The organism is Pirellulales bacterium (genome assembly GCA_035533075.1).
Classification (GTDB): Bacteria; Planctomycetota; Planctomycetia; order Pirellulales; family JAICIG01; genus DASSFG01.
Map to the genome: position 1 here is coordinate 1 of DATLUO010000025.1, position 19,925 is coordinate 19,925.

General features: G+C 62.8%; 16 protein-coding genes. 8 read left to right on the forward strand and 8 right to left on the reverse strand.

The annotated features are described in order from the left end of the window. Nucleotides 1-57: 57 nt before the first annotated feature. On the forward strand, nt 58-2,118 hold the full coding sequence (locus tag VNH11_02395; GenBank protein ID HVA45211.1) for a M20/M25/M40 family metallo-hydrolase: 2,061 nt from the start codon (nt 58-60) through the stop codon (nt 2,116-2,118). A 96-nt stretch (nt 2,119-2,214) separates the two neighbouring features. Here VNH11_02395 and VNH11_02400 read toward each other — a convergent pair whose 3' ends face one another. After that, the gene (locus VNH11_02400) at nt 2,215-2,841 is read right to left on the reverse strand and encodes a hypothetical protein (protein ID HVA45212.1); all 627 of its coding nucleotides are present in this window, start codon (nt 2,839-2,841) and stop codon (nt 2,215-2,217) included. A gap of 175 nt (nt 2,842-3,016) precedes the next feature. Then, nucleotides 3,017-4,201, reverse strand: a complete 1,185-nt coding sequence (gene metK / locus VNH11_02405) for a methionine adenosyltransferase (protein HVA45213.1) — start codon at nt 4,199-4,201, stop codon at nt 3,017-3,019. A gap of 98 nt (nt 4,202-4,299) precedes the next feature. Here metK and VNH11_02410 point away from each other — a divergent pair, with 98 nt between their 5' ends. Beyond that, nucleotides 4,300-4,575, forward strand: a complete 276-nt coding sequence (locus tag VNH11_02410) for a class I SAM-dependent methyltransferase (GenBank protein HVA45214.1) — start codon at nt 4,300-4,302, stop codon at nt 4,573-4,575. On the opposite strand, the gene VNH11_02415 is transcribed toward VNH11_02410, so the two are convergent. Together VNH11_02415 and VNH11_02420 are read right to left on the reverse strand one after the other, a co-directional pair. After that, nucleotides 4,509-5,840, reverse strand: a complete 1,332-nt coding sequence (locus tag VNH11_02415) for a PQQ-binding-like beta-propeller repeat protein (protein HVA45215.1) — start codon at nt 5,838-5,840, stop codon at nt 4,509-4,511. The genes VNH11_02410 and VNH11_02415 overlap by 67 nt on opposite strands. A gap of 388 nt (nt 5,841-6,228) precedes the next feature. Continuing rightward, complete coding sequence (locus VNH11_02420) at nt 6,229-7,557, reverse strand: HD domain-containing protein (protein HVA45216.1); 1,329 nt, start codon at nt 7,555-7,557, stop codon at nt 6,229-6,231. Between the two features lie 190 nt (nt 7,558-7,747). Between VNH11_02420 and VNH11_02425 the strand changes: the two genes are divergently transcribed. Genes VNH11_02425 through VNH11_02435 form a run of 3 tightly spaced genes read left to right on the forward strand, consistent with a single transcriptional unit; the run spans nt 7,748 to nt 9,309 of the window. Beyond that, a complete protein-coding gene (locus VNH11_02425) occupies nt 7,748-8,734 on the forward strand; it encodes a HEAT repeat domain-containing protein (protein HVA45217.1) in 987 nt (328 codons plus the stop codon). Between the two features lie 21 nt (nt 8,735-8,755). Then, complete coding sequence (locus VNH11_02430; protein ID HVA45218.1) at nt 8,756-9,055, forward strand: hypothetical protein; 300 nt, start codon at nt 8,756-8,758, stop codon at nt 9,053-9,055. Beyond that, nucleotides 9,052-9,309, forward strand: coding sequence for a hypothetical protein (locus VNH11_02435; protein HVA45219.1), 258 nt, complete (start codon nt 9,052-9,054; stop codon nt 9,307-9,309). Before VNH11_02430 ends, VNH11_02435 begins: the two co-directional genes overlap by 4 nt. Before the next feature lie 14 nt (nt 9,310-9,323). Here the strand turns inward: VNH11_02435 and VNH11_02440 are convergent, their stop codons facing one another. From VNH11_02440 to VNH11_02450, 3 genes are all read right to left on the reverse strand, one after another. Then, on the reverse strand, nt 9,324-9,707 hold the full coding sequence (locus VNH11_02440) for a hypothetical protein (protein HVA45220.1): 384 nt from the start codon (nt 9,705-9,707) through the stop codon (nt 9,324-9,326). 52 nt (nt 9,708-9,759) lie between these two features. Continuing rightward, on the reverse strand, nt 9,760-11,067 hold the full coding sequence (locus VNH11_02445) for a 3-deoxy-D-manno-octulosonic acid transferase (protein ID HVA45221.1): 1,308 nt from the start codon (nt 11,065-11,067) through the stop codon (nt 9,760-9,762). Between the two features lie 131 nt (nt 11,068-11,198). Continuing rightward, the gene (locus VNH11_02450; GenBank protein HVA45222.1) at nt 11,199-14,900 is read right to left on the reverse strand and encodes an SEC-C metal-binding domain-containing protein; all 3,702 of its coding nucleotides are present in this window, start codon (nt 14,898-14,900) and stop codon (nt 11,199-11,201) included. 300 nt (nt 14,901-15,200) lie between these two features. On the opposite strand from VNH11_02450, the gene VNH11_02455 reads away from it, so the two are divergent. Genes VNH11_02455 through VNH11_02465 form a run of 3 tightly spaced genes read left to right on the forward strand, consistent with a single transcriptional unit; the run spans nt 15,201 to nt 18,551 of the window. Continuing rightward, nucleotides 15,201-16,007 (forward strand): MBL fold metallo-hydrolase, encoded by an 807-nt coding sequence (locus VNH11_02455; protein ID HVA45223.1) that lies wholly within the window; start codon nt 15,201-15,203, stop codon nt 16,005-16,007. Continuing rightward, on the forward strand, nt 16,004-17,404 hold the full coding sequence (locus VNH11_02460; protein ID HVA45224.1) for a UDPGP type 1 family protein: 1,401 nt from the start codon (nt 16,004-16,006) through the stop codon (nt 17,402-17,404). Before VNH11_02455 ends, VNH11_02460 begins: the two co-directional genes overlap by 4 nt. A gap of 49 nt (nt 17,405-17,453) precedes the next feature. Beyond that, on the forward strand, nt 17,454-18,551 hold the full coding sequence (locus tag VNH11_02465; protein HVA45225.1) for a mannose-1-phosphate guanylyltransferase: 1,098 nt from the start codon (nt 17,454-17,456) through the stop codon (nt 18,549-18,551). A gap of 437 nt (nt 18,552-18,988) precedes the next feature. On the opposite strand, the gene VNH11_02470 is transcribed toward VNH11_02465, so the two are convergent. After that, nucleotides 18,989-19,924 carry a DUF4351 domain-containing protein gene (locus VNH11_02470; protein HVA45226.1) on the reverse strand — a complete coding sequence of 312 codons (936 nt, stop codon included), beginning with the start codon at nt 19,922-19,924 and terminating at the stop codon, nt 18,989-18,991. Between the last annotated feature and the right edge of the window lies 1 nt (nt 19,925).

The window sequence follows — 19,925 nt, forward strand, 5'->3', positions numbered from 1 at the left end:
TTTTACACGGTGGGCCGGCGCTCCCAAACTCGCTGGTCCCACCCTACACTTACAACCATGCCCCCGCACTACCGATTCTGCTCAGTCCGTGCCCTTTGCCACCTCTTCGCCCTCGTGGCGGTCCTTTCCGGCACAGCGCGACCAAGCGTCGCGGCCGAAAACGCGACCGAAAACACGACCGAGGCACGGGCAACCGAAGTACGCCTCTACGAGGCGGTCAAGTTTCTCGCGTCCGACGAACGCGAGGGCCGCGGCGTGGGCACCCACGGGCTCGATCAGGCGGCCGACTTTATCGCGCAACAGTTTGCCGCCACGGGGCTGAAAACGTCGCTCTTCGACGGCGGCCCGTTCCAGAAGTTCAACATGGTCGTGGCCACCGAACTGGGGCAGCCTAACCGGCTGAAACTGCTGCGCCCGGCCAGCGATGAACAACCGGACGGCCAGACCATCGAGCTGAAGCCGGCTGCCGACTTCAACCCCTTGGCCATCGGCGGTGCCGGGCAGTTCAGCCTGCCGCTGGTTTTCGCCGGCTACGGCATCACCGCGAAAGACGAAAAATACGACGATTACGCCGGCATCAACGCGGAGGGCAAAGCCGTGCTGCTGTTGCGGCACGAACCGGAACAGAACAACCCGCACAGCGTCTTCAACGGCACCGACCATTCGGTGTACGCGCCGTTCACGCGAAAGGTCTCGAATGCCTATCAGCACGGCGCCGCGGCCGTCGTTTTTTGCAACGACGAATTCGACCTGAAGAAAAACGTCGAACGGCGGATGAAGCGTTGGCAAGCGGCCGTCGATGAGTTGACCGCCAGCCAGGCCAAATTCAAAGAAATCGCCGGGCCGACGCCGGAACAGGTCGAGCAACAACGGCGGCAGATCGACAAGTTGCTGAAGGAAGTCGGGTCGCAAGGCGAAAAGTTGTGGGCGGAATACGATCCATTGCTGCCGTTTTTTGGAGCGGGCCTGGGCGACGAGGCGCACAAGATGCCCGTGGTTTTTTGCCGTCGCGCCGTGCTCGACCCAGTCGTCAAGGCGGCCCTCGGCAAAACGATTACGGAGCTGGAAAAGCAGATCGACGCGGGACCCACACCGGCCAGCGCCGAGTTGGCGGGATGGCGGCTGGAAGGCCAGATCACGGTCGTCCGCCGCGAAGCCGAAGTCAAGAACGTGGTGGCCGTGCTTGAAGGCGAAGGCCCGCACGCCGACGAAACGATCGTCGTGGGCGCCCACTACGACCACCTGGGCATGGGGGGCGAAGGCTCGCTGGCGGCCGGCGTCAAAGAGGTGCATAACGGGGCCGACGACAACGCTTCGGGCACGGCGGCCCTGATCGAGGTGGCCCGGCGGCTGGCGTCGCGAACGGAAAAACTGCCGCGTCGCGTCGTCTTTCTGGCGTTCACGGGCGAAGAGCGGGGCCTGATCGGCAGCGCTCGCTATTGCCGCGACCCGTTGGTTCCCTTGGACAAAACCGTGGCCATGCTCAACATGGACATGGTCGGACGGCTGGCCGACGACAAGCTGATTGTGCAAGGCGTCGATACGGCCACGGAGTTCGGGCCGGTGATCGACCACCTCGCCGACCGTTACGGCCTGAAGGTCACGAAACAGCCGGGCGGCTTTGGGCCGAGCGACCACTCCTCGTTTTATCCGCACAAGGTGCCGGTGATGCACTTTTTCACCGGTACGCACAGCGACTACCATCGGCCCAGCGACGATTACGAGAAGATCAACTTGCCCGGCATGCGGCGGGTGGCGGAGATGGTGGCGGATACGGTGGTCGAGTTGGCTGAGCTAGGCGAGCGGCCGCATTACCAGGCGGCCAAGTCGAAGCCGCAATTTCGCGGCGGCGACCGGCCGTACTTCGGCAGCATCCCCGACTTCGGCAGCGACGAGCCGGGCTATCATCTGGGCGGCGTTTCGCCCGACTCGCCGGCCGACAAGGGAGGCCTGAAGGCCGGCGACGCCATCGTGAAGCTGGGCGAATACAAGATCGGCAATCTGGAGGATTTCGATGGCGCGTTGCGCAAGTTCAAGGCCGGCGATAAGGTGTCGTTGATCGTGAATCGCGACGGCAAGCAGGTCACGCTGGAAGTGGTGCTCGATCCTCCGAGATGATGTCATTGCCAACCGCGGACCCAGCGGTACGCCAGCCAACACAACAGCGGAAACAGCACGAACACCGCGCCGTAGGTGAAGAACCAGGTCCAACGGCTATAGGGCCAACGGGCCATTCTCTCGATCACTTCGGGCACGAGCCACAAATTGCACCGGCACCATTGTAGCCTGTTGCGCCGGCTGCGGCAGCTTCAGCTCGATCCTCGCCCCGTGCGGAAAGAGTTGACTCAGCTTCAGTACTGCATTCTTTTCACCCACCGGCTGCATTTCGAATCGGGGCCGCTCGGCAAAGGGCGGGCAAAAACTGACATGCCCGGCCGCACTGCGGCTGCCGCGCTCGACGGTAATCGTAATCGTGCCGTGGATCGTCTCTGCGCCATCGGCGGTCAACGCACGGGTCAACTGCTGCAGCACACGGTTTCCGGGCGCCGACGCGGGCCGGCCCGCGACGCGCACGCCGCGCCGCCTGGCAACCGCTTTCCACCAGGCCCAACCTTCCTCGGCGCCGACGACCAGCCAAAAGAACAGAGCCGCCGCCGGCGAACCACTTCGCCAAGTCAGCGACGCGCCCCAAATCGCCAGCCCCAAGCTGGTCAGCAGCAAGGGCGGCAGCTTATCCGAAGGCGAACCGTCGGCCACCGTCCATGCGGCACGCATCATCCAGGCAACCAGGGCCAGCAGCAGGGCCGCCAGCACGGTCTGTCCAAACGTAAGCGTGCGCACGGAATGTACCCAAGTCCGGGCAGCGACTAGGACGCCCGCGGTCAGAAGCCATGCCATGAGCAGCGCACCCACGGCATGCAAAAGCCGCAGCGTCGCTCGGCGCTCGCCGCCCCGGCGCACAGGGAGTCCGGCCGGTGCGTCCCACAATCGGTCTCGCGCATCCGCGGCCACGGCCTTAACCGGCCACCGCCGCGATGCCAGCCGCGTCGAGCAATGCGGCCGCGCCTGCGGTGCTTTCCCAGGTGAAGCTCGGCTCGCTGCGGCCGAAGTGTCCGCCCGCCGCCGTCAACTGGTAGATTGGCCGGCGCAGCTCGAGATACTTGATGATGCCGCTGGGCGTGAGCGGATAGACTTCCCGCACCAGTTCACAGATTCTGCCGTCTTCGAGTTTGCCGGTGCCGTCGGTGTCGATATGCACGCTCACGGGTTCCGAGACGCCGATCGCATAAGCAAGCTGCACCTCGCAACGGTCGGCCAGTTCCGAGGCCACGATGTTCTTGGCGATATGGCGGGCCATGTAGGCTGCGCTGCGGTCGACCTTCGTCGGGTCTTTGCCGCTGAACGCGCCGCCGCCGTGCCGCCCCCAGCCGCCGTAGGTGTCGACGATGATCTTGCGGCCGGTCAGACCGCAGTCGCCGTGAGGACCGCCGACCACGAAGCGGCCCGTTGGATTGACGTGATAGGTGATGTCGCCGGAAACCAGGTCGGCCGGCAAAATGGGCTTCACAATCTGGTTGATGACGGTCCGGCGGATTTCTTCGTGGCTGACCTCGGGCGCGTGCTGTGTGGAGACGACGACGGTGTCGATCCGCACCGGACGGTTTCCATCGTATTCCACGGTCACCTGGCTCTTGCTGTCGGGCCGCAGCCAGCGGATGGTTCCCGCGCGCCGCGCCGCGGTCAGGGCGTTCGTGATCCGGTGGGCCAAGGCAATCGGCAGCGGCATCAGTTCGGGCGTGTCGTTGCAGGCATAGCCGAACATCAGTCCCTGGTCACCGGCGCCGATCTCTTTGCCGGTGGAGGAGTCTTCGTTCACGCCCTGGGCGATGTCGGGGCTTTGCTTGCCGATCATGACCATCACGGCGCAAGTGTCGGCGCAAATGCCCATCTGGTCGTCGGTGTAGCCGACTTCGCGAATCACGCGGCGTACCACGTCGGCGTAATCGACCACGGCACGGGTGGTGATCTCGCCGGCCACGATGGCCGCCCCGGTCGTCACCAGGGTCTCGCAGGCCACGCGGCTGTAAGGGTCTTGGGCGAAGAGCGCGTCGAGCACCCCGTCGGAGATCTGGTCGGCCAACTTATCGGGATGGCCCATGCTGACCGACTCGCTGGTGAACAAATACTTGCCGGAAGCCACAGTTCGATCTCCGTGAGAAAGTGAAATCTTGAGCGGCGCGGTCGGCCGCCGAAGTTGCAAATTATAGGCTGCCGGCGGTGGATGGAGCAAGGCGATTTTTGCCCGGCTCGATCAATTCGTCGTTCCGTTATCACCTGCGGGCACACGAAGCGGCGGGGTTTCGAGTAAGGCACGTCTCGGTGCATGATTACCGGCCGACGCTGCGCGCCTGGTTCGACAACCTGGTCCGCAACCGCGATCGGGCGATCGAGCTTGTCGGCGTAAAGACCTACAACCGCTATCTCGTCTTTTTCCCGGCCTCGTGGCACTACTTCGATCGGATGACCGGGTTCGTGGTGCGGCTGGTCCTGGAGAAGCCCTCACCGACGCAGTAAACCGCCTGGTTCGACCGCAACAGCAAGCGGCCTTGCACCACCGCCGGGCTGGCATTGAAATCGCTGCCGTCCGATTCGATCTCGTTGTGGGCCAGCAGCTCGAATTTCGGTCCTTGTGCCAGCACAAACGTGCCGTTCCGCCGGCTGACCACGTAGAGCTTGCCGTCGGCGGCGACCATCGAGGCGTACACCGGCGAACTGCGGCCGCGACCGCCCCCGCCTGCCAAGCCGCTCAGCCGTTCGCGGTACACCTGATCGCCCGACTGGGCCTTCAGGCAGTAGGCCGTACCCTTGTCGTCGACCCAATAGAGATAATCGCCCAGCACGACCGGCGAGGGAACATAGGAGCCGACGGTTTTTTTCCAGACGAGGCCGCTCTTGGTCACGTCGTCGTGGCCGCCGGCGCGAATGGCCGCGGCGCCGGTCCCGCCAGGCCCGCCGCCGAGGGCATAGATGATTCCCTGCTGCGCGACGGCCGTTGTGTTGGCCGCGCCGCCCAAGGCGTTGGCGAACCAGAACAGCCCGCCGTCTTTCGGATCGAGGCCCCAGATCTCGCCCTGGAGATTCACCACCAACTCCTCTTGCTTGCCGGCATTGACGATCACCGGCGTGCTTTGTGAGCTGCCATAGCCTTTGGTTTCGGTCTTCCACACCTGGCTGCCGGTCGCCGCGTCGAGTCCTAAGATCGCCTGCCCTTCGGTGCTGGCGTTCACGATCAACAGGTTCTTGTAAACAGCCAGGCTGCTGCCGGAGCCCATCCGCATGAAGTCGGAGCCAGTGCCGACGGCGGTCCGCCAAAGTTGGCTGCCGTCGAGGTCGAAGGCGAGCACGCCGCTTTTGCCGAAGAAGACGAATACCCGCTTTCCGTCGGTGGCCGCCGTGTGCGAGGCATAACCGTGTTCGGCGAGCATGCCGCCGTATTGGTCTTCCGGCAGCGTCGCCGGTACGGCTTTTTGCCATAAGGTGGCGCCGTCGTGCAGGCGGACGCAGACGAGGCTTCGCATAAGCTTCTCCTCGTCGCCAGGACTGGAGGGATCGACCCCATAGCCGCTATAGCAAGTGACGAACACGCGGTCGCCGGTCACGATGGGACTGGAGCTTCCTGGGCCGGGCAGAGCGGTCTTCCACGCGATGTTCTTCCCGTCGTTCCAGGTGAGCGGAACATCTTGATCGAGACTGACCGCCAAACCATCGGGACCACGAAAGCGGGGCCAATCGTCGGCAACGGCGCCGTGCCCGACAAGGAACGGAAGCGCAGAGATCAAAACACCGATCGTTTGACGGTAGCGTTGCATGCGAAAATGTCCCGGAGGTTCTGGTTGCTGGTATGTTTGCCACTAGCTTTAGCTGGTGGTTCGGCCCATGAGAAGCAAGTCTTTTGAGCCGGCTTCAGCCGGATTCCAACTTGCGGCTTTAGCCAAACTCTGAGCCATCGCCGATTAAGAAGCCCGGCTGAAGCCGGCTCAGGATCCTTGATGATGCTCCTGCGCCACCAGCTAAAGCTGGTGGCAAACACGGTGGTTGTCGTTGTCGCGGAATACTTCGCCTAGATTCAATGGAGTCCGAGCAGTTGCTTTTGAGTATGCCAAGCCCATCCTCCGTGACGTAGTGCCGCTTGGCCCGGTGACGGTTACATTCTCGCCCGCGGCGGGCTTACTCCAGCCGGTCGAGCGTCTTTTCCAACAGCCGCGGCAGCGACCCCAACGCCCGCAGGTCGGCGGCGATCCGCGGGTGCCCGAAAATGCGGACCCGTTTTACATAGTCGTCGAACTGCTGCTCGGCCAGCGCCCGAACCACGGGCGAAACCTCGCCCAACGGCCGATAGCGGCCCTCTTTGACGAAGTAGACGTCGATGTCGAACTCGACTTCGCGCGTCACCGGCGGGGCGTCGAACAAAACCTCGTGCGGCGCGACGATGCGGCCCAACGCCGTGCTCGCGGTTTCCGCGAACGCCTCGGCGCATTCCGCCAGCCAGGGATACGGCCGCCTCGCCAGCCGCTCATATAGATCGCGTTGCTCGAAGAAGCTATATTGGGCCACTCGCTTATAGAGCCGCCGTTGCGGGCCAAAAAGTCCGTCCAACAGGTCGCTCGCCGGACCCTCGCCGGCCGCGGCGATCAGCTCGTCAATCACCCGCGCTTCGGTCTGGCGAAACGCCCAGTCGAGATCGAGCGACTCGTGCAGCAGATAAAACGCCCGTTGCAGCATGGCGGTGGCCGAGCGCACGCCGTGGTGCCAATAGACCTCGCTGAACATCACATAGCGGGCAAAGACGAGCATTTCGGCCGCCGTCTTCCCCTTTTCGCTGACGGCCAACGCATCGCCCGCCTCGTTCAGACAAAGACTGCCGATCAGCCGACCCTGGTCGAAGTTTCGGCCGTAGGGGACGCCCGCGTGCAGGCTGTCGCGCATCAGGTAATCCATCTTGTCGACGTCGATCGGCCCCGACAGCATGCTGGCCAAGATCTGGCTCTTCTTCCCTTGCGGCTCGTCGGAAAGCAGCGCCACCACGTCACGGGCGTCGATCTGCCAATCGCTCCGCAGGGCATCGGCAATTTCGCCGGTCAGCAAGAAGCGGCCGGCGAACAGCTCATGCCGCGGAACGCCGGGCAAGCGAATGTCTTCGATCGGGTGGCAGAAAGGCCAATGTCCCAAATCATGCAGTAGAGCGGCGACGATGAACAGTTCGGCGTCGGCCTCGTCGATGGCCTTCGCGAAGCGGTCGTCATGCGCCAACTGTTTGAGATACATCAGGGCCAGGCGATAGACGCCCAGGGCGTGCTCGAACCGCGTGTGAATGGCGGCCGGATATACGAGCGCCACCAGGCCGAGCTGGCTGATGCGTGCCAGCCGCCGGAACTCGCTGGCATCGATCAGCCGCCGCACGCGATCAGTGAGCGGCACATCGAGCTCCGGCGGGATGCGCACGAGTCCTCGTCGCGCGTCGAGCCCTGCGATTTCAGGTAGGTCGGCGATTGCCACCGGTTGATTCCTCGTAGGGCCGTGTAGGGTGGGACCAGCGAGCTTGCGAGCGCCGGCCCACCGTGTTCAAGGCGTTAGGCGTTGGGCATCACTTGAACATCGTGCCTAAAGCCTAACGCCCATGGCCTAATGCCTCGATTGCTTGGCATGCCGCATTGTAATCGCGGAAGCGGTTCACCAGAATGCGCCCATGAGCAAGAGCAAGTCCGCCAGCGAGAAGCGTGCCGATCTGAACGCCCTGCGCGACCGGCTGAAAACGCCGGAATCCGCCCAGGCTTTGCGTAAGGGCCTGGCGGACCGGTCGAACCGTGTTGTCGGCAAGGCCGCTGAGATCGTCGCGGAAACCGACGACAAAGGTTTTGAAGACGATCTCAAAGCGGCCTACGCGCGGCTGCTGAGCGATCCCGTGAAGAGCGATCCGGGCTGCTTGGGGAAAACGGCCATCGTCGAAGCGCTCGTCAAACTCGAGTGCCGCGATCTCGATTTTTATCGCGCCGCGGTCCAATATCGGCAATACGAAGGAGTATGGGGGGGCGATGAAGACACCGCGGCGCAACTTCGCGCCGCGGCCGCCATCGGCCTCGTCCTATGCTCCAGCCTGCTGGAGGCGCTGAATCGCTTCGCCGAGATGCTGACCGATCGGAGCAAAATAGCGCGTGCCGGCGCTGCCCGTGCGATCGCGGCGCTCGCGCATCCTGAAGGAGTGCCGCTGTTGCGGCTCAAGCTGTTGTTGGGCGACAAAGAGCCGGAAGTCGTGGGAGAGTGCTGCGCGGCGATGTTGCAGTTGGCGCCCGACGACGGACTGCCTTTGGTCGTCCAGCAACTGGCATCGCCGAATCCCGACGTGGCCCTTCAGGTCGCTCTTGCGCTGGGGGAATCCCGGCATCGCCAGGCGTTGGAACCGCTGAGATCGGCGTGGCGAAGTCAGCCCGATGCCGATACCCGCGCCGCCCTGCTGATCCCCATCGCGCTGTTGCGGACCGCGGAAGCGAACGAGTTTCTGCTATCGCTCTTGCGCGGCCGCGACGCGAGGGCCGCGGCCGACGCGCTTCGGGCACTCAAGATTCACGGCAAGTCGGGCGACCTGCGGCGGCAGATTGAGGAAGTGGTCCGGAAGACGGGCAACTCGCAATTGGTGACAGCCTTTGAGCGGGAATTTGGTCCGGCCGAGCGGTAAATGTTATGATAAACTCATAAGATGAGCGCGCGGGAATTCTTGCAGGTCGATCCTGCCTCATTGCACCTGCCAGGCTCGCGTCGCGATGGCGCCGACCCGGTGAAACTGCAGCGGCAATTCGCGAAATATGGCAACACGATTGATGGAATGCCTCCGCTGGAGGTGAAGCGGGGAAGTGATGGAGATCTCGTCATTTATGATGGAGTGACGCGAGCAACTCGAGTTGCGACGTATCTTCCGGGTACGCTGATTCCTGTCGAGGTGACGGGGAATCTGAGGGGACCGGTCGGCGCATTGTCAACAGTGGGAGACAAAATATGAATGGTTGCGTATCACTGCGCCGGGAACTTCTTGCCGCGGTGGAGGAAATCAGTCTTATCCGACCAGATTGGCGACTGGGGCAACTGGTCGCCAACCTTGCTACGACCGCCGGTCGGTTAGACGCCGGGGCGGTGTGGGAGCTCGACGACACGGAAGCCCTGGCCGCAGCAAAGGTCTTGATTGAGCAGCATCGTAGCGCCGCCGCCGCTGAAATCGCCGAGCCTGCGGCTATGCGTGGCGGTCGCGGAACCTAAGAGCGCCAGAATTGTCAATCCGAGCTTGGTTGTTGCTCGGGTTTGAGCAGCCAGTGCGCCGAACCACAGCCAAGCCCGATGAGCGGCGTTGCCAACAGCACCGCGGCGGTTTGCAGCCGCATTTGCCCTGCGGCCATCCCGAAGCTCAGTTTCAAATCTGGCCCGACGTTCGCCAGCATTTGTACGTTGCCCGCAGCAATCTGCAGGGAAACTATCGCCGGAATCGAACAGCCTAAAAAGAACGCCCGAAACTGGCGCGTGCCGCATACAAGGCCAACCACGGTCAACGCCGGTATTGCCAATTGAGCGAGGATCATGAACGTGCCAGTCACCCAACTCGGATCTGGGACGATCGTCGCAAGGGCGAAGCCGGCCGCAGTCACCACACCGAGCATCATTCGTAGGGAGAATTGAGGCCTCGTCATAGATATATTGTTTACCGTAACGCCTTTATGCCGCGCATGCGGAATGGCTGCAACAGATGTCGACCAGCGGCGACAGAAGCTCGAATGTGCGATCTGTGGCGCCGAGTTGACTTAAAACGAGCCGCCGCGCGCGTTGACCGAGAGCCTCGGCGAAGGAGCGGTCGGTAAGGCAGCGACGCACAAATTCCGTCAGCTCGCCGGCGTCGGCGACGACGGCGGCGGCACGTCCGGATAGCATCTGCTCGACAATGTCGCGGAAGTTGCGGGTGTTGGGGCCGAAGCAGACGGCGGCGCCGTAGGCGGCCGGCTCGATCATGTTTTGCCCGCCACGATTGCCCAGGCTGCCGCCGACAAATGCGATGTCGGCCGTTCCCCACCAGGCCCCCAACTCGCCAATGGTGTCGACCAGCAGGACCCGCGCGGCCGGACGCGCACCTTCCTCATCCAGGCGACTGCGACGCTGCCAATCGAAGCCCGATCGATCCAGCAAGGCGGCCACCGCGTCGAACCGCTCGGGGTGACGGGGCACGACTAACAGCCGCAACGCAGGGTGCTCGCCGGCGAGCGCATCATAGGCCGACAAGGCCGCTTGTTCTTCGCCTTCCTGCGTGCTGCCGGCCAGAAAAACAACGTCGCCGTCAACGATGCCTGCCAGACGGCGCAGCCGCACCGTGGCCGCGTTCTGGCGATCGGTCTGCGCGCCGTCGAATTTCATCGAACCGGTGACGCAGACGGTGCCCGGCGCGGCGCCCAGCATCAAGAACCGTTCGGCATATTCATCGTTCTGCACGGCAAGCAGTTCGAGTCGCGAAAGCGTCCGGGCGATCAGCCGGCGCATGCGACGGTAGCCGTTGAAGCTCCGCTCGCTCAGCCGGCCGTTGACCACGGCCACGCGTGCATTACTGCGGCGTGCCGCGGCGATCAAGTTGGGCCACAGCTCCAGCTCCGCCAACACCAGGCACGTCGGACGGATGCGGCGCATCGCCGCCGCCACCGCCCAGGTGAAATCGAGCGGACAATAAAAGACCGTCAGACTCGGATACTTTTTCTGCGCCGTGGCGAATCCGGTGGCGGTGGTGGTCGACATCACGCACCGCCAGCCCGGCTGCCGCCGCGTGATCTCCACCAGCAGCGGGACGAGTAGATTCACCTCGCCCACGCTCACGGCATGAAACCAGACGCAAGGTCCGTCGCCGCTGCGCCGTGGCACAAGGCCAAACAGTTTTTCCAGCCAGCCGCGGCGATACTTGCCGTGTGCGATCACCCGATAGAGCAGCTTGGGCGAAGCCAGGGCGATCAGCGCGAGGTAGAGGAAATTAAAAAGGTAACGCACTGTCGGGCATCCTTTCCCGCTGGCAGTTCTTGTCCCCAATTTCAGATTGCGTCCGCCAATCCAAAATCCAGAATCGAAAATCCAAAATTGCGCAATGGTGGGCCGGCGCTCGCAAGCTCGCTGGTCCCACCCTACACCAGCCCGCCCATCCGCATGTGGCAGTTCTTATACTTCTTGCCGCTGCCGCAGGGACACGGATCGTTGCGGCCGACCTGCGGGGCGCGGTTGCGGATCGGCTCCGATTTTTGCGGCGTGTCGGAGCCGCTGATGGCCTGCGACTGGTCGTCGCCGATCATGCTGCTGCCCGGCGGCGGCGAGTCGTGCGTCGCCTGGCTGGCCACCCACGTCGAACCGACAAATCCTTCATCGAGTTGCTCCACGCGGAAAATGAGATCGGTGACGCGCTCGCCGACTGAGGCCCACATCTGCTCGAAAATCCGCATCCCTTCGCGCTTGTACTCGACCTTGGGATCGACCTGGGCATAGCCGCGCAGGCCGACGCTGGAGCGAAGGTGGTCCATTGCCAGCAGGTGGTCTTTCCAGGCGGTGTCGAGAATCTGCAGGAGCAAGGCCCGCTCCATGCGGCGGATTTCCGGCCGAAAATGGTCCTCGACGGCGGAGGAAAGCTTTTGCTCCACAGCCGCACGGTCGAGATCGGCCAGCTCGTCCGGGCTGATGTGGCAGGCGTAGGTTTGCTCCAGCCACTGCGTGAGCGAACTGATGGCGCCGTTACCGCCGGTTGCCTGGACCAACGTCCGGCCCGGATGATGGTCTTCGGCAAACACCTTCGTGACCTGCTCTTGAACCGCGACCAGCGCTTCGTCGGCCTGCCGCTGATATTCGCGGCTGTGGTCGAGCAGCAGCGCACGGATTTCGTCGCGCTGCTTGTTGCGGAGGTCTTCCAAGTCGAGATCGACGTGGAACCGCTGGCGCGCCCAGGCGACCAGCCGCTCGCGGTCGTAACGCTTTTGCCCGGTGGCGTCGCGGGTGGTGAAATGATACAGCCCGGCCAGCACGGGGTATTCGGTCTCTTTTTCGGCGTAAGTCTGCTCGGCCTTGCGACGCACGAGCTGCTTGAACGGCTCGACTTCCAGGCCGCGGACCTCTTCCGGGTCGAGCTGAAAGCCGAACTTGTAATGCACCCAGCCGCAGGCGGTGCGCAGGCCAAAGTCGGGGTCGAGAAACCGCTTCCCCTCCGCGAGGTCGATTTTTTGCAGAGCCTCACGGGCCTTGGCGATGAGCACTTCGCCGATTTCTTCGCGTGGAATCTTCTTCAGGTCGCGGTCGCGCAGGTTCAGCTTCCAGCGCGTGTTGACCAGCTTGGCCAGCGCCTCCCAGCTCCATTCGTCCTGTTCGGCGTCTTCGGGCAGGTTCTCGTCGATCGCCTCCAGCACTTGCCCTTCGGCCTTCCGCTCGGCTTCGTCCGTGGCCTGCCGCTCCGCCGTGTCATAGTCGAGACCGCGGAAGTCGTTCGGTTCCAGCTCGATGCCCAACTCGCCGCCGGCCCATTTGGCGAAGGTGGTAGCGCCATAGTCCTTCGACAAAAAGTCGTCGAGGAAGCGATCGACCTGCTGATCGATCATCTCCTGCACCTTCAGCTTGCAGTTCACACCATCCAAAATCTGTTGGCGGAAACCGTAGACCCGCTTGCGCTGCTCGTCCATCACTTCGTCGTATTCGAGCAGGCTTTTGCGGGTTTCGAAGTTGCGCTCTTCCACCTTCTTCTGGGCGCCTTCGATGCGGCGCGTGACCATCTTGCTTTCGATGGCCTCGCCTTCCTGCATGCCCAGCCGCGTGAGGATGTTCTTCACCCATTCGCCGGCGAAGATCCGCATCAGGTCGTCTTCGAGCGAAAGATAAAAGCGGCTGGAACCTGGGTCGCCCTGGCGGCCGCAGCGTCCGCGCAACTGCAGGTCGATGCGGCGGGCTTCGTGCCGCTCGGTGCCGACTACGTGCAGGCCGCCCAGCGTCTTCACCGTGTCGCCTTCGGCCTTCATCTGCTCGCGCTGCTCGATCTCGGCGATGAGCTGCGTCCATTCGCTTTGCGGCACGTCGAGCCGGCTTTCGTACGTGTTCTGCAGGATGGCCCAGGCCATCGTCTCCGGATTGCCGCCCAGGATGATGTCGGTGCCGCGGCCGGCCATGTTGGTGGCGATGGTCACGGCGCCTTTGCGGCCCGCCTGGGCGATGATCTCCGCCTCGCGCTGATGGTGCTTGGCGTTGAGCACCTCGTGCTTGATGCCGCGGCGCGAAAGCATGCCGCTCAGCCGCTCGCTCTTTTCGATGGAGATCGTGCCCACCAACACCGGGCGGCCGCGGCGCTCCAAAGCTTTGATCTTGCTCCGCTCGATCCAGCGGCGTTCCTTCTCGTCGTGGGGCTGAAACTCGATGCGTTTGTCTTCCTCTTTGGTGACGGTGCCCGACAGGATGGCGCCGTCGGCAAGCTGCACGGCGTCCCATTTGTTCAGCCGCTCGATCTCGGAGACGATCGCCTCGAACTTCTCGCGTTCGCTGCGATAGATCACGTCCGGGTAGTTGTCTCGCGACATCGGCCGATTGGTGGGGATGGCCACCACGTCGAGCTTGTAGATTTTCCAGAACTCCGTGGCCTCGGTCATGGCCGTGCCGGTCATGCCGCTGATTTTGTCGTAGAGCTTGAAGAAGTTTTGCAGCGTGATCGTGGCGTAGGTCTGCGTCTCTTCCTTGACGCGGACGCCTTCTTTGGCCTCGACGGCCTGGTGCAGCCCGTCGCTCCAGTTTCGGCCCGGCATCAGACGGCCCGTGAACTCGTCGACGATCACCACTTCGTCGCCGTCAACCACGTAGTTCACGTCGCGCTTGTAGAGCCAGTGGGCCTTCAAGGCGTTGTCGATCAGGTGCGGCCACTCCATGTGTCCGGCCGTATAAAAGCTTTCGACGCCCGCCAGTTTCTCGGCCTCGCGCACGCCTTCGTCGGTGAGATGGACGGAGTGCTCCTTCTCTTTCACCTCAAAATGCACGTCTTTCTTAAGTTGCCGGGCGATCTTGTCGGCCTTCGGATAACGGGTGACGTCGTCGTGGGCCGGGCCGGAAATAATCAGCGGGGTGCGGGCCTCGTCGATGAGGATGTTGTCGACCTCGTCGATAATGGCATAGTGCAGCTTACGTTGGGCCTGCTGCTGGTCATCGGGCCAGCGGTCGTCGCCTTTGGCGGCCGGCTTCATGTTGTCGCGCAGGTAGTCGAAGCCGAACTCGTTGTTCGTGCCGTAGGTGATATCGCAGTCATACGCCCGTTGCTTTTCACCGGGTTCGATGCCGGAATAGACCGCGCCCACGGTCAGCCCCAGGCCCATGTAGATCGGCCCCATCCATTCCATGTCGCGGCGGGCCAGGTAGTTGTTGACCGTGACCACGTGAACGCCTTTGCCGCCCAAGGCATTGAGATAGGCGGGCAACGTGGCCACCAGCGTTTTGCCTTCGCCGGTGACCATTTCGGCGATGGCGCCGGAATGCAGTACCATGCCGCCCAAGAGCTGCACGTCGTAATGCCGCAGCCCGATCCAGCGGCGGCTCGCTTCGCGGCAGACGGCGAAGGATTCGACCAGCAGGTCGTCGAGCGTCTCGCCGGCGGCCAGCCGCTTGCGGAATTCGACGGTCTGGTGGCGCAACTCCTCATCGCTCATGGCCTTGTACTTCGGCTCCAGAGCGTTGATGGCGTCGACTTTAGCCTGCAACCGCTTGATATATCGGGCGTTCGACGAGCCGAACACCGACGTAATGGCGCGTTCGATGCTGGTCGCGAGACCACCAAAGATCGCGCCCAAAAGGTCCCAAACACGTTCTAATACTTCCATGGTCCGCTTTGCGTGCCCCGGTGAGAAATCGCCGCTCCTGCGACCGGCAACCGACGACGGTTCTGTAGGCGCAAGGTTATCCGGCGAAGTAGTTTACAGCTTTTGACGTATGCGGTCAAGGTGGTGATGAGCGAAGAAAGATGAGGGATGAGGGATTGAGAGATGAGAGATAACGGGGCGGTGGTTTGAATTCGGTCATGACCCACATCCCTCGTCCTTCATCGCTCATCCCTTCACCGACTTGCCAGACGAAGTTCATTTTGCCAATCTCTAGTCACGTTCCACCGGCAAACAGACATCGTGCAGCACCCTCACCACAGCAGCGATATTCGCGGTCAGTTGATCTTTCTTGGCACCGGCACCTCGGTCGGCGTGCCGATGGTGGGCTGCGCGTGCGCGACCTGCATCAGCAATGATCCTCGCAACAGCCGCCTACGGTGCGGGCTGGCGGTGGGGTTGCCCGACGGGAACTTGCTGGTCGATACGCCCACCGACCTCCGCACCCAATTGCTCCGCGAGCGGTTGGGGACGGTCCACGCGGTGCTTTACACGCACGAGCATGCCGATCATTTATTCGGCCTCGACGACCTAAGATTGTTTCCATTCTACCTGGGGCACAAGCTGCCGCTCTATTGCGAAGCGCGGGTCGAAGCCCGCATCCGCCGCTCGTTCGACTACGCGTTCGAGAGCGACGCCGAGGCGTTGCATCCCGGTGCCATACCTCATCTTACGATCACGCAGATTACCACCGCACCGTTTGATCTGCTGGGCGCGAGGGTGACGCCGATTCGCCTCCGGCACGGCCGACTGGGAGTGCTCGGTTTTCGATTTGGCGACATCGCCTACTGCACGGACACCAACGGCATTCCCGACGAAAGCTGGCCGCTCTTGGAAGGACTCGATGTGCTCGTTCTCGATGCTTTGCGGCCGCGACCGCACGCCACGCACTTCAGCCTCGACGAAGCCGTCGAAGTCGCACGGCGTGTGGGCGCCCGGCGGACGTTGTTTACGCATATCTCGCACGAGTTGGAGCACGCGGCGACGAGTGCGTTATTGCCGCAGGGCATGGATCTGGCCTACGACGGTCTAAGGATTCCGCTGGGATGATAGTGAACAAAGACGAACTGTTGGCCAAGCTCAGGCCGTTCGGTCAAGAGCACCTGCTGGCCTTCTGGGAGATGCTTGACGCCGCGCAGCGCGAAAAGCTGAACGGCCAGATTGCGGCGATCGATTTTCAGCGCCTCCAAGAGAATCTCCGCACGACAAAACCCGGCGAAGACTGGTCGGCGTTGGCCCGTCGCGCCGTCGGACCGCCGGCCATCCGGTTGGGACGCAGCGACAACCGGTTTTCGACGGTCGAAGCGCGCGAGGTCGGTGAAGCCTCCCTGCTCGCCGGCCGTGTCGGAGTGATATTGGTTGCGGGCGGGCAGGGAACGCGCCTGGGCTTCGACCATCCCAAGGGAATGTTTCCCATCGGGCCGGTCTCGGGCGCGACGCTCTTTCAGATTCTGCTGGAGAAGGTGCTGGCGTCGAGTCGCCGTTATGGCGCGACGATTCCGCTTTACTTGATGACCAGCCCGGCCACGCACGATGAAACCATCGCGTACCTCAATGACCACCATCGCTTTGGCATACCCGCACACGATCTGACCGTTTTCTGCCAGGGAACGATGCCGGCGGTCGACGCCGAGTCGGGCAAGGTGTTGCTGGCCGCACCGGACAGCCTGGCGCTCAGCCCCGACGGGCACGGCGGAATGCCGGCGGCGTTGCGGGCATCCGGCGCGCTGGCCGACATCCACCGCCGGGCCATCGAGCACCTGTTTTACATGCAGGTCGATAATCCGCAAGTCGTCGCTTGCGATCCGGAGTTCGTCGGCTATCACCTGTTGAGCGAGTCGGAACTTTCGACCAAAGTCGTGGCCAAGACGACGCCGCGCGACCGGATGGGCAATGTTGTCTCGGTGGACGGCCGGGTGCGGATCATCGAATACAGCGACTTGCCCGACGACGTGGCCGAGCAGCGTTTGCCCGACGGCTCGCTGAAGCTCTGGGCGGGCAGCACGGCGATGCATGTCTTTGCGGTCGATTTGCTCGATCGCGCCAGCCGATCGTCGGGCGTACTGCCGTATCATCTGGCCCGCAAGCGAGTGCCTTACATCGACGATCGCGGCGGGTTGGCGGACCCCGTCGAGGCGAACGCGATCAAGTTCGAGCAGTTCATTTTTGACCTGCTGCCGGCCGCGCGAAACCCGATCGTCGTCGAGGTCGATGAAGCGACGGAATTTGCCCCCGTCAAAAATGCCCCCGGCGCCGAGCGCGATTCGCCCGAACGGGTGCAGGCCCAAATGATCGCCCTTCACCGCCGCTGGCTGCAGCAAGCCGGCGCCAGCGTCGCGCCCGGCATCGCCGTTGAGATCAGCCCACTTTTTGCTCTCGACGCCGAGGAGACCGCTAGGAGAATCACGCGCGATATGGCGATAACGTCGGACCGATCCCTCCGCTAGAATGCGCATCTGCTGAGATCGAAGACCCAAGACCGAAGGCCCAAGACCGATGCTTCACGCCATCATCATGGCCGGTGGATCCGGCACACGCTTCTGGCCCGAAAGCCGCGACCTGCGGCCCAAACAGCTTCTGCGCGTCGTCGGCGATCGCTCGATGATTCAGGCCACCGTCGATCGGCTTGACGGGCTCGTGCCGCCCGAACGAATGTTGATCGCCACCAACGCCAAGCTGGCCGGCGTGGTCGCCGAGCAGTTGCCGGAATTGCCGGACGAAGCCATTCTGGGCGAGCCGTGCAAGCGCGACACGGCGCCGTGCATCGGCCTGGCGGCATTGATCGTCAGCCGCCACGACGCGGAAGCGACCATGGCCGTCATGCCCTCCGATCACGTCATCGGCCCCGACGCCGCATTCCGGCAAGCGATCGAGTTTGCAGCGGCGCTGGTCGAAGAACGTCCCGGCCGCATCGTGACCTTCGGCATCCGACCGACCTATCCGGCCGAAACCTTCGGCTATATCGAGCGCGGCGATCGTCTGGAAACGGCCGCCGCCGTCAAGTTCAAGTCGCTGGCGCCCGCTTTTCGAGTGCGGCAGTTCCGCGAGAAGCCCAAGGCCGATGTGGCGAGAGCCTACGTCGATTCGGGCAACTTCTACTGGAACTCGGGCATCTTCGTCTGGCGGGCAGCCACCATCCTGAACTCCCTGCGGCAGCACCAACCCCCAATGTTCGACCATTTGCAGCGGATTTCCGAGGCCTTCGGCCGGCCCGATTATCAGGCGGTGCTCGACCGTGAGTTCGCGGCCATCCGTGGCGTCTCGATCGACTACGCCGTGATGGAACACGCCCAAGACGTGGCGGTGATCGAGGCGCCGTACGGCTGGGATGATGTGGGAAGCTGGCAGGCTCTGGCCCGACTGCACGGCAGCGACGAAAACGGCAACACAGTCCTCGGCAAGCACCTCGGCGTCAACACGTCGGGCACGATCGTCCGCGGCCCCGCCGACCACCTGATCGTCACGTTGGGCCTGAAAGACTGCGTCGTGGTCCACACGCCCGACGCCACGCTGGTGGCCAACAAGCACGACGAAGAATCGATCCGCCAGGTCGTGAAGCTTTTGCAGGAAAAAGGTTGGAAGGAATATCTTTGAAAATCGGAAAGAAGGGCTGGCGCTCATGCATGCACTCGGCACTGGTCGCCAACTTTTTGTCGTTACTTCCCCTCTATCTGAGACCACCGCCGTAGGGCACTCGGCCCTTTGCTTCCACCGCGGCGTTCCAACGAGCACATATTGCGGCGAGCCGTTCCTCAGAATCATCTTCAAATGCCTCGACTAATTCGCGTTCTTCTTCGTTCAACGAGAGAACCTCGAAGATGCAGTTGCAAGTGGTGATGAAGTCGCTACAGAAGGGGCAGAGTTCTCTATTGCAAAACGGCTCATGAAATTGACCCGCCGATGTGCCGCAACTCGGACAGAGAGATCGCATAAAGTGGCCGTTCACCGCGTGTGCCCAGCAAGATCGCTCAATTGGTTAGACCTGTTTTGGAAAAAACCATTGCCTACGCGATCCGATAGTCGGAGCTGCTTTAGGAATCAACGGTTGCCGACGCACCGAGTCCAAGTTCCTCCAGCGAAGTGGCCGTCATCAACGCACGCGCGAGTTCTTTTAGCCGATCGCTTGGCCAAGTCTGTAGCCGGTCCACGGCGGCTGGCGGCAATGGGCCGAAGCGGGCTTCGAGTTGGTCGCGCAATAGCTCTCGCTGCCCTTTCAGCACTCCACGCAGCTCGATGTGATCAAAAAAATCGAGTTCCATCGCTTGCACTCCTGGATCCGGATGATTGCGCACCATATCCTCAAACTTTTGCCGCTGCTCTTCGTCCGTCGGAAAATAGGCACTCAGGCATTCGCAGAGCAACGTCTTGCGATAAGCGTTTTCAGGGCAATGCACGAGTCGTTCGAGGGCCTCGCCCGCCAACGCTATTTTCCGCTCTTTGGGCACCCGCATCAAGGCCGCCAAGGCGACGCCCAGCCAATTATCCTGCCGGACGAACTGCTCCCCATCGAGGGCCGGCAGCCCGACATACGGATAATCGAAACGCACGAGCCGGTGTCCCCAGAAATGCTCCTCGTAGGCGTCCCAGCCAAGGCCCTCGAGGCCAACCCGCAAATAGAGTCCGATCGGCAGCACCGGCAAGTCGTACCTCCGGCGTAGCGGCTCGTAGTAGTGAAACATCCGGCGGCGCAATGGCGCGACCGTGTCGGCAGCTTCGATCTCGACGTGAACCAGAGCCAGCCAACTCTCCACCGACCGCCCGTCGGGGCCGGGCACGGCTTCGAGCGTCGGCAACTTGGCGAGGACATCCACGTAACGGCTCTCGCCTTCGAGCGCATCGCTGACAATCTCCTTGTCGAGCCATTCGGCGCGGCCAAAGTCGAATCGGGCGGCCCAAGTGGGGAAGAAGAGCCAAAAGAACTCGGCGAAGAATTCTTGCAGCAGCTTCTTGAAACGCGGATCGTGCATC

Bases quoted from the DNA above. Each gene is read 5' to 3' on its own strand.
- VNH11_02465 (HVA45225.1), top strand. From the start codon at position 17,454: ATGCTTCACGCCATCATCATGGCCGGTGGATCCGGCACACGCTTCTGG.
- VNH11_02430 (HVA45218.1), top strand. From the start codon at position 8,756: ATGAGCGCGCGGGAATTCTTGCAGGTCGATCCTGCCTCATTGCACCTG.
- VNH11_02460 (HVA45224.1), top strand. From the start codon at position 16,004: ATGATAGTGAACAAAGACGAACTGTTGGCCAAGCTCAGGCCGTTCGGT.
- VNH11_02425 (HVA45217.1), top strand. From the start codon at position 7,748: ATGAGCAAGAGCAAGTCCGCCAGCGAGAAGCGTGCCGATCTGAACGCC.
- VNH11_02440 (HVA45220.1), bottom strand. From the start codon at position 9,707: ATGATGCTCGGTGTGGTGACTGCGGCCGGCTTCGCCCTTGCGACGATC.
- VNH11_02470 (HVA45226.1), bottom strand. From the start codon at position 19,924: ATGCACGATCCGCGTTTCAAGAAGCTGCTGCAAGAATTCTTCGCCGAG.
- VNH11_02395 (HVA45211.1), top strand. From the start codon at position 58: ATGCCCCCGCACTACCGATTCTGCTCAGTCCGTGCCCTTTGCCACCTC.
- VNH11_02450 (HVA45222.1), bottom strand. From the start codon at position 14,900: ATGGAAGTATTAGAACGTGTTTGGGACCTTTTGGGCGCGATCTTTGGT.
- VNH11_02435 (HVA45219.1), top strand. From the start codon at position 9,052: ATGAATGGTTGCGTATCACTGCGCCGGGAACTTCTTGCCGCGGTGGAG.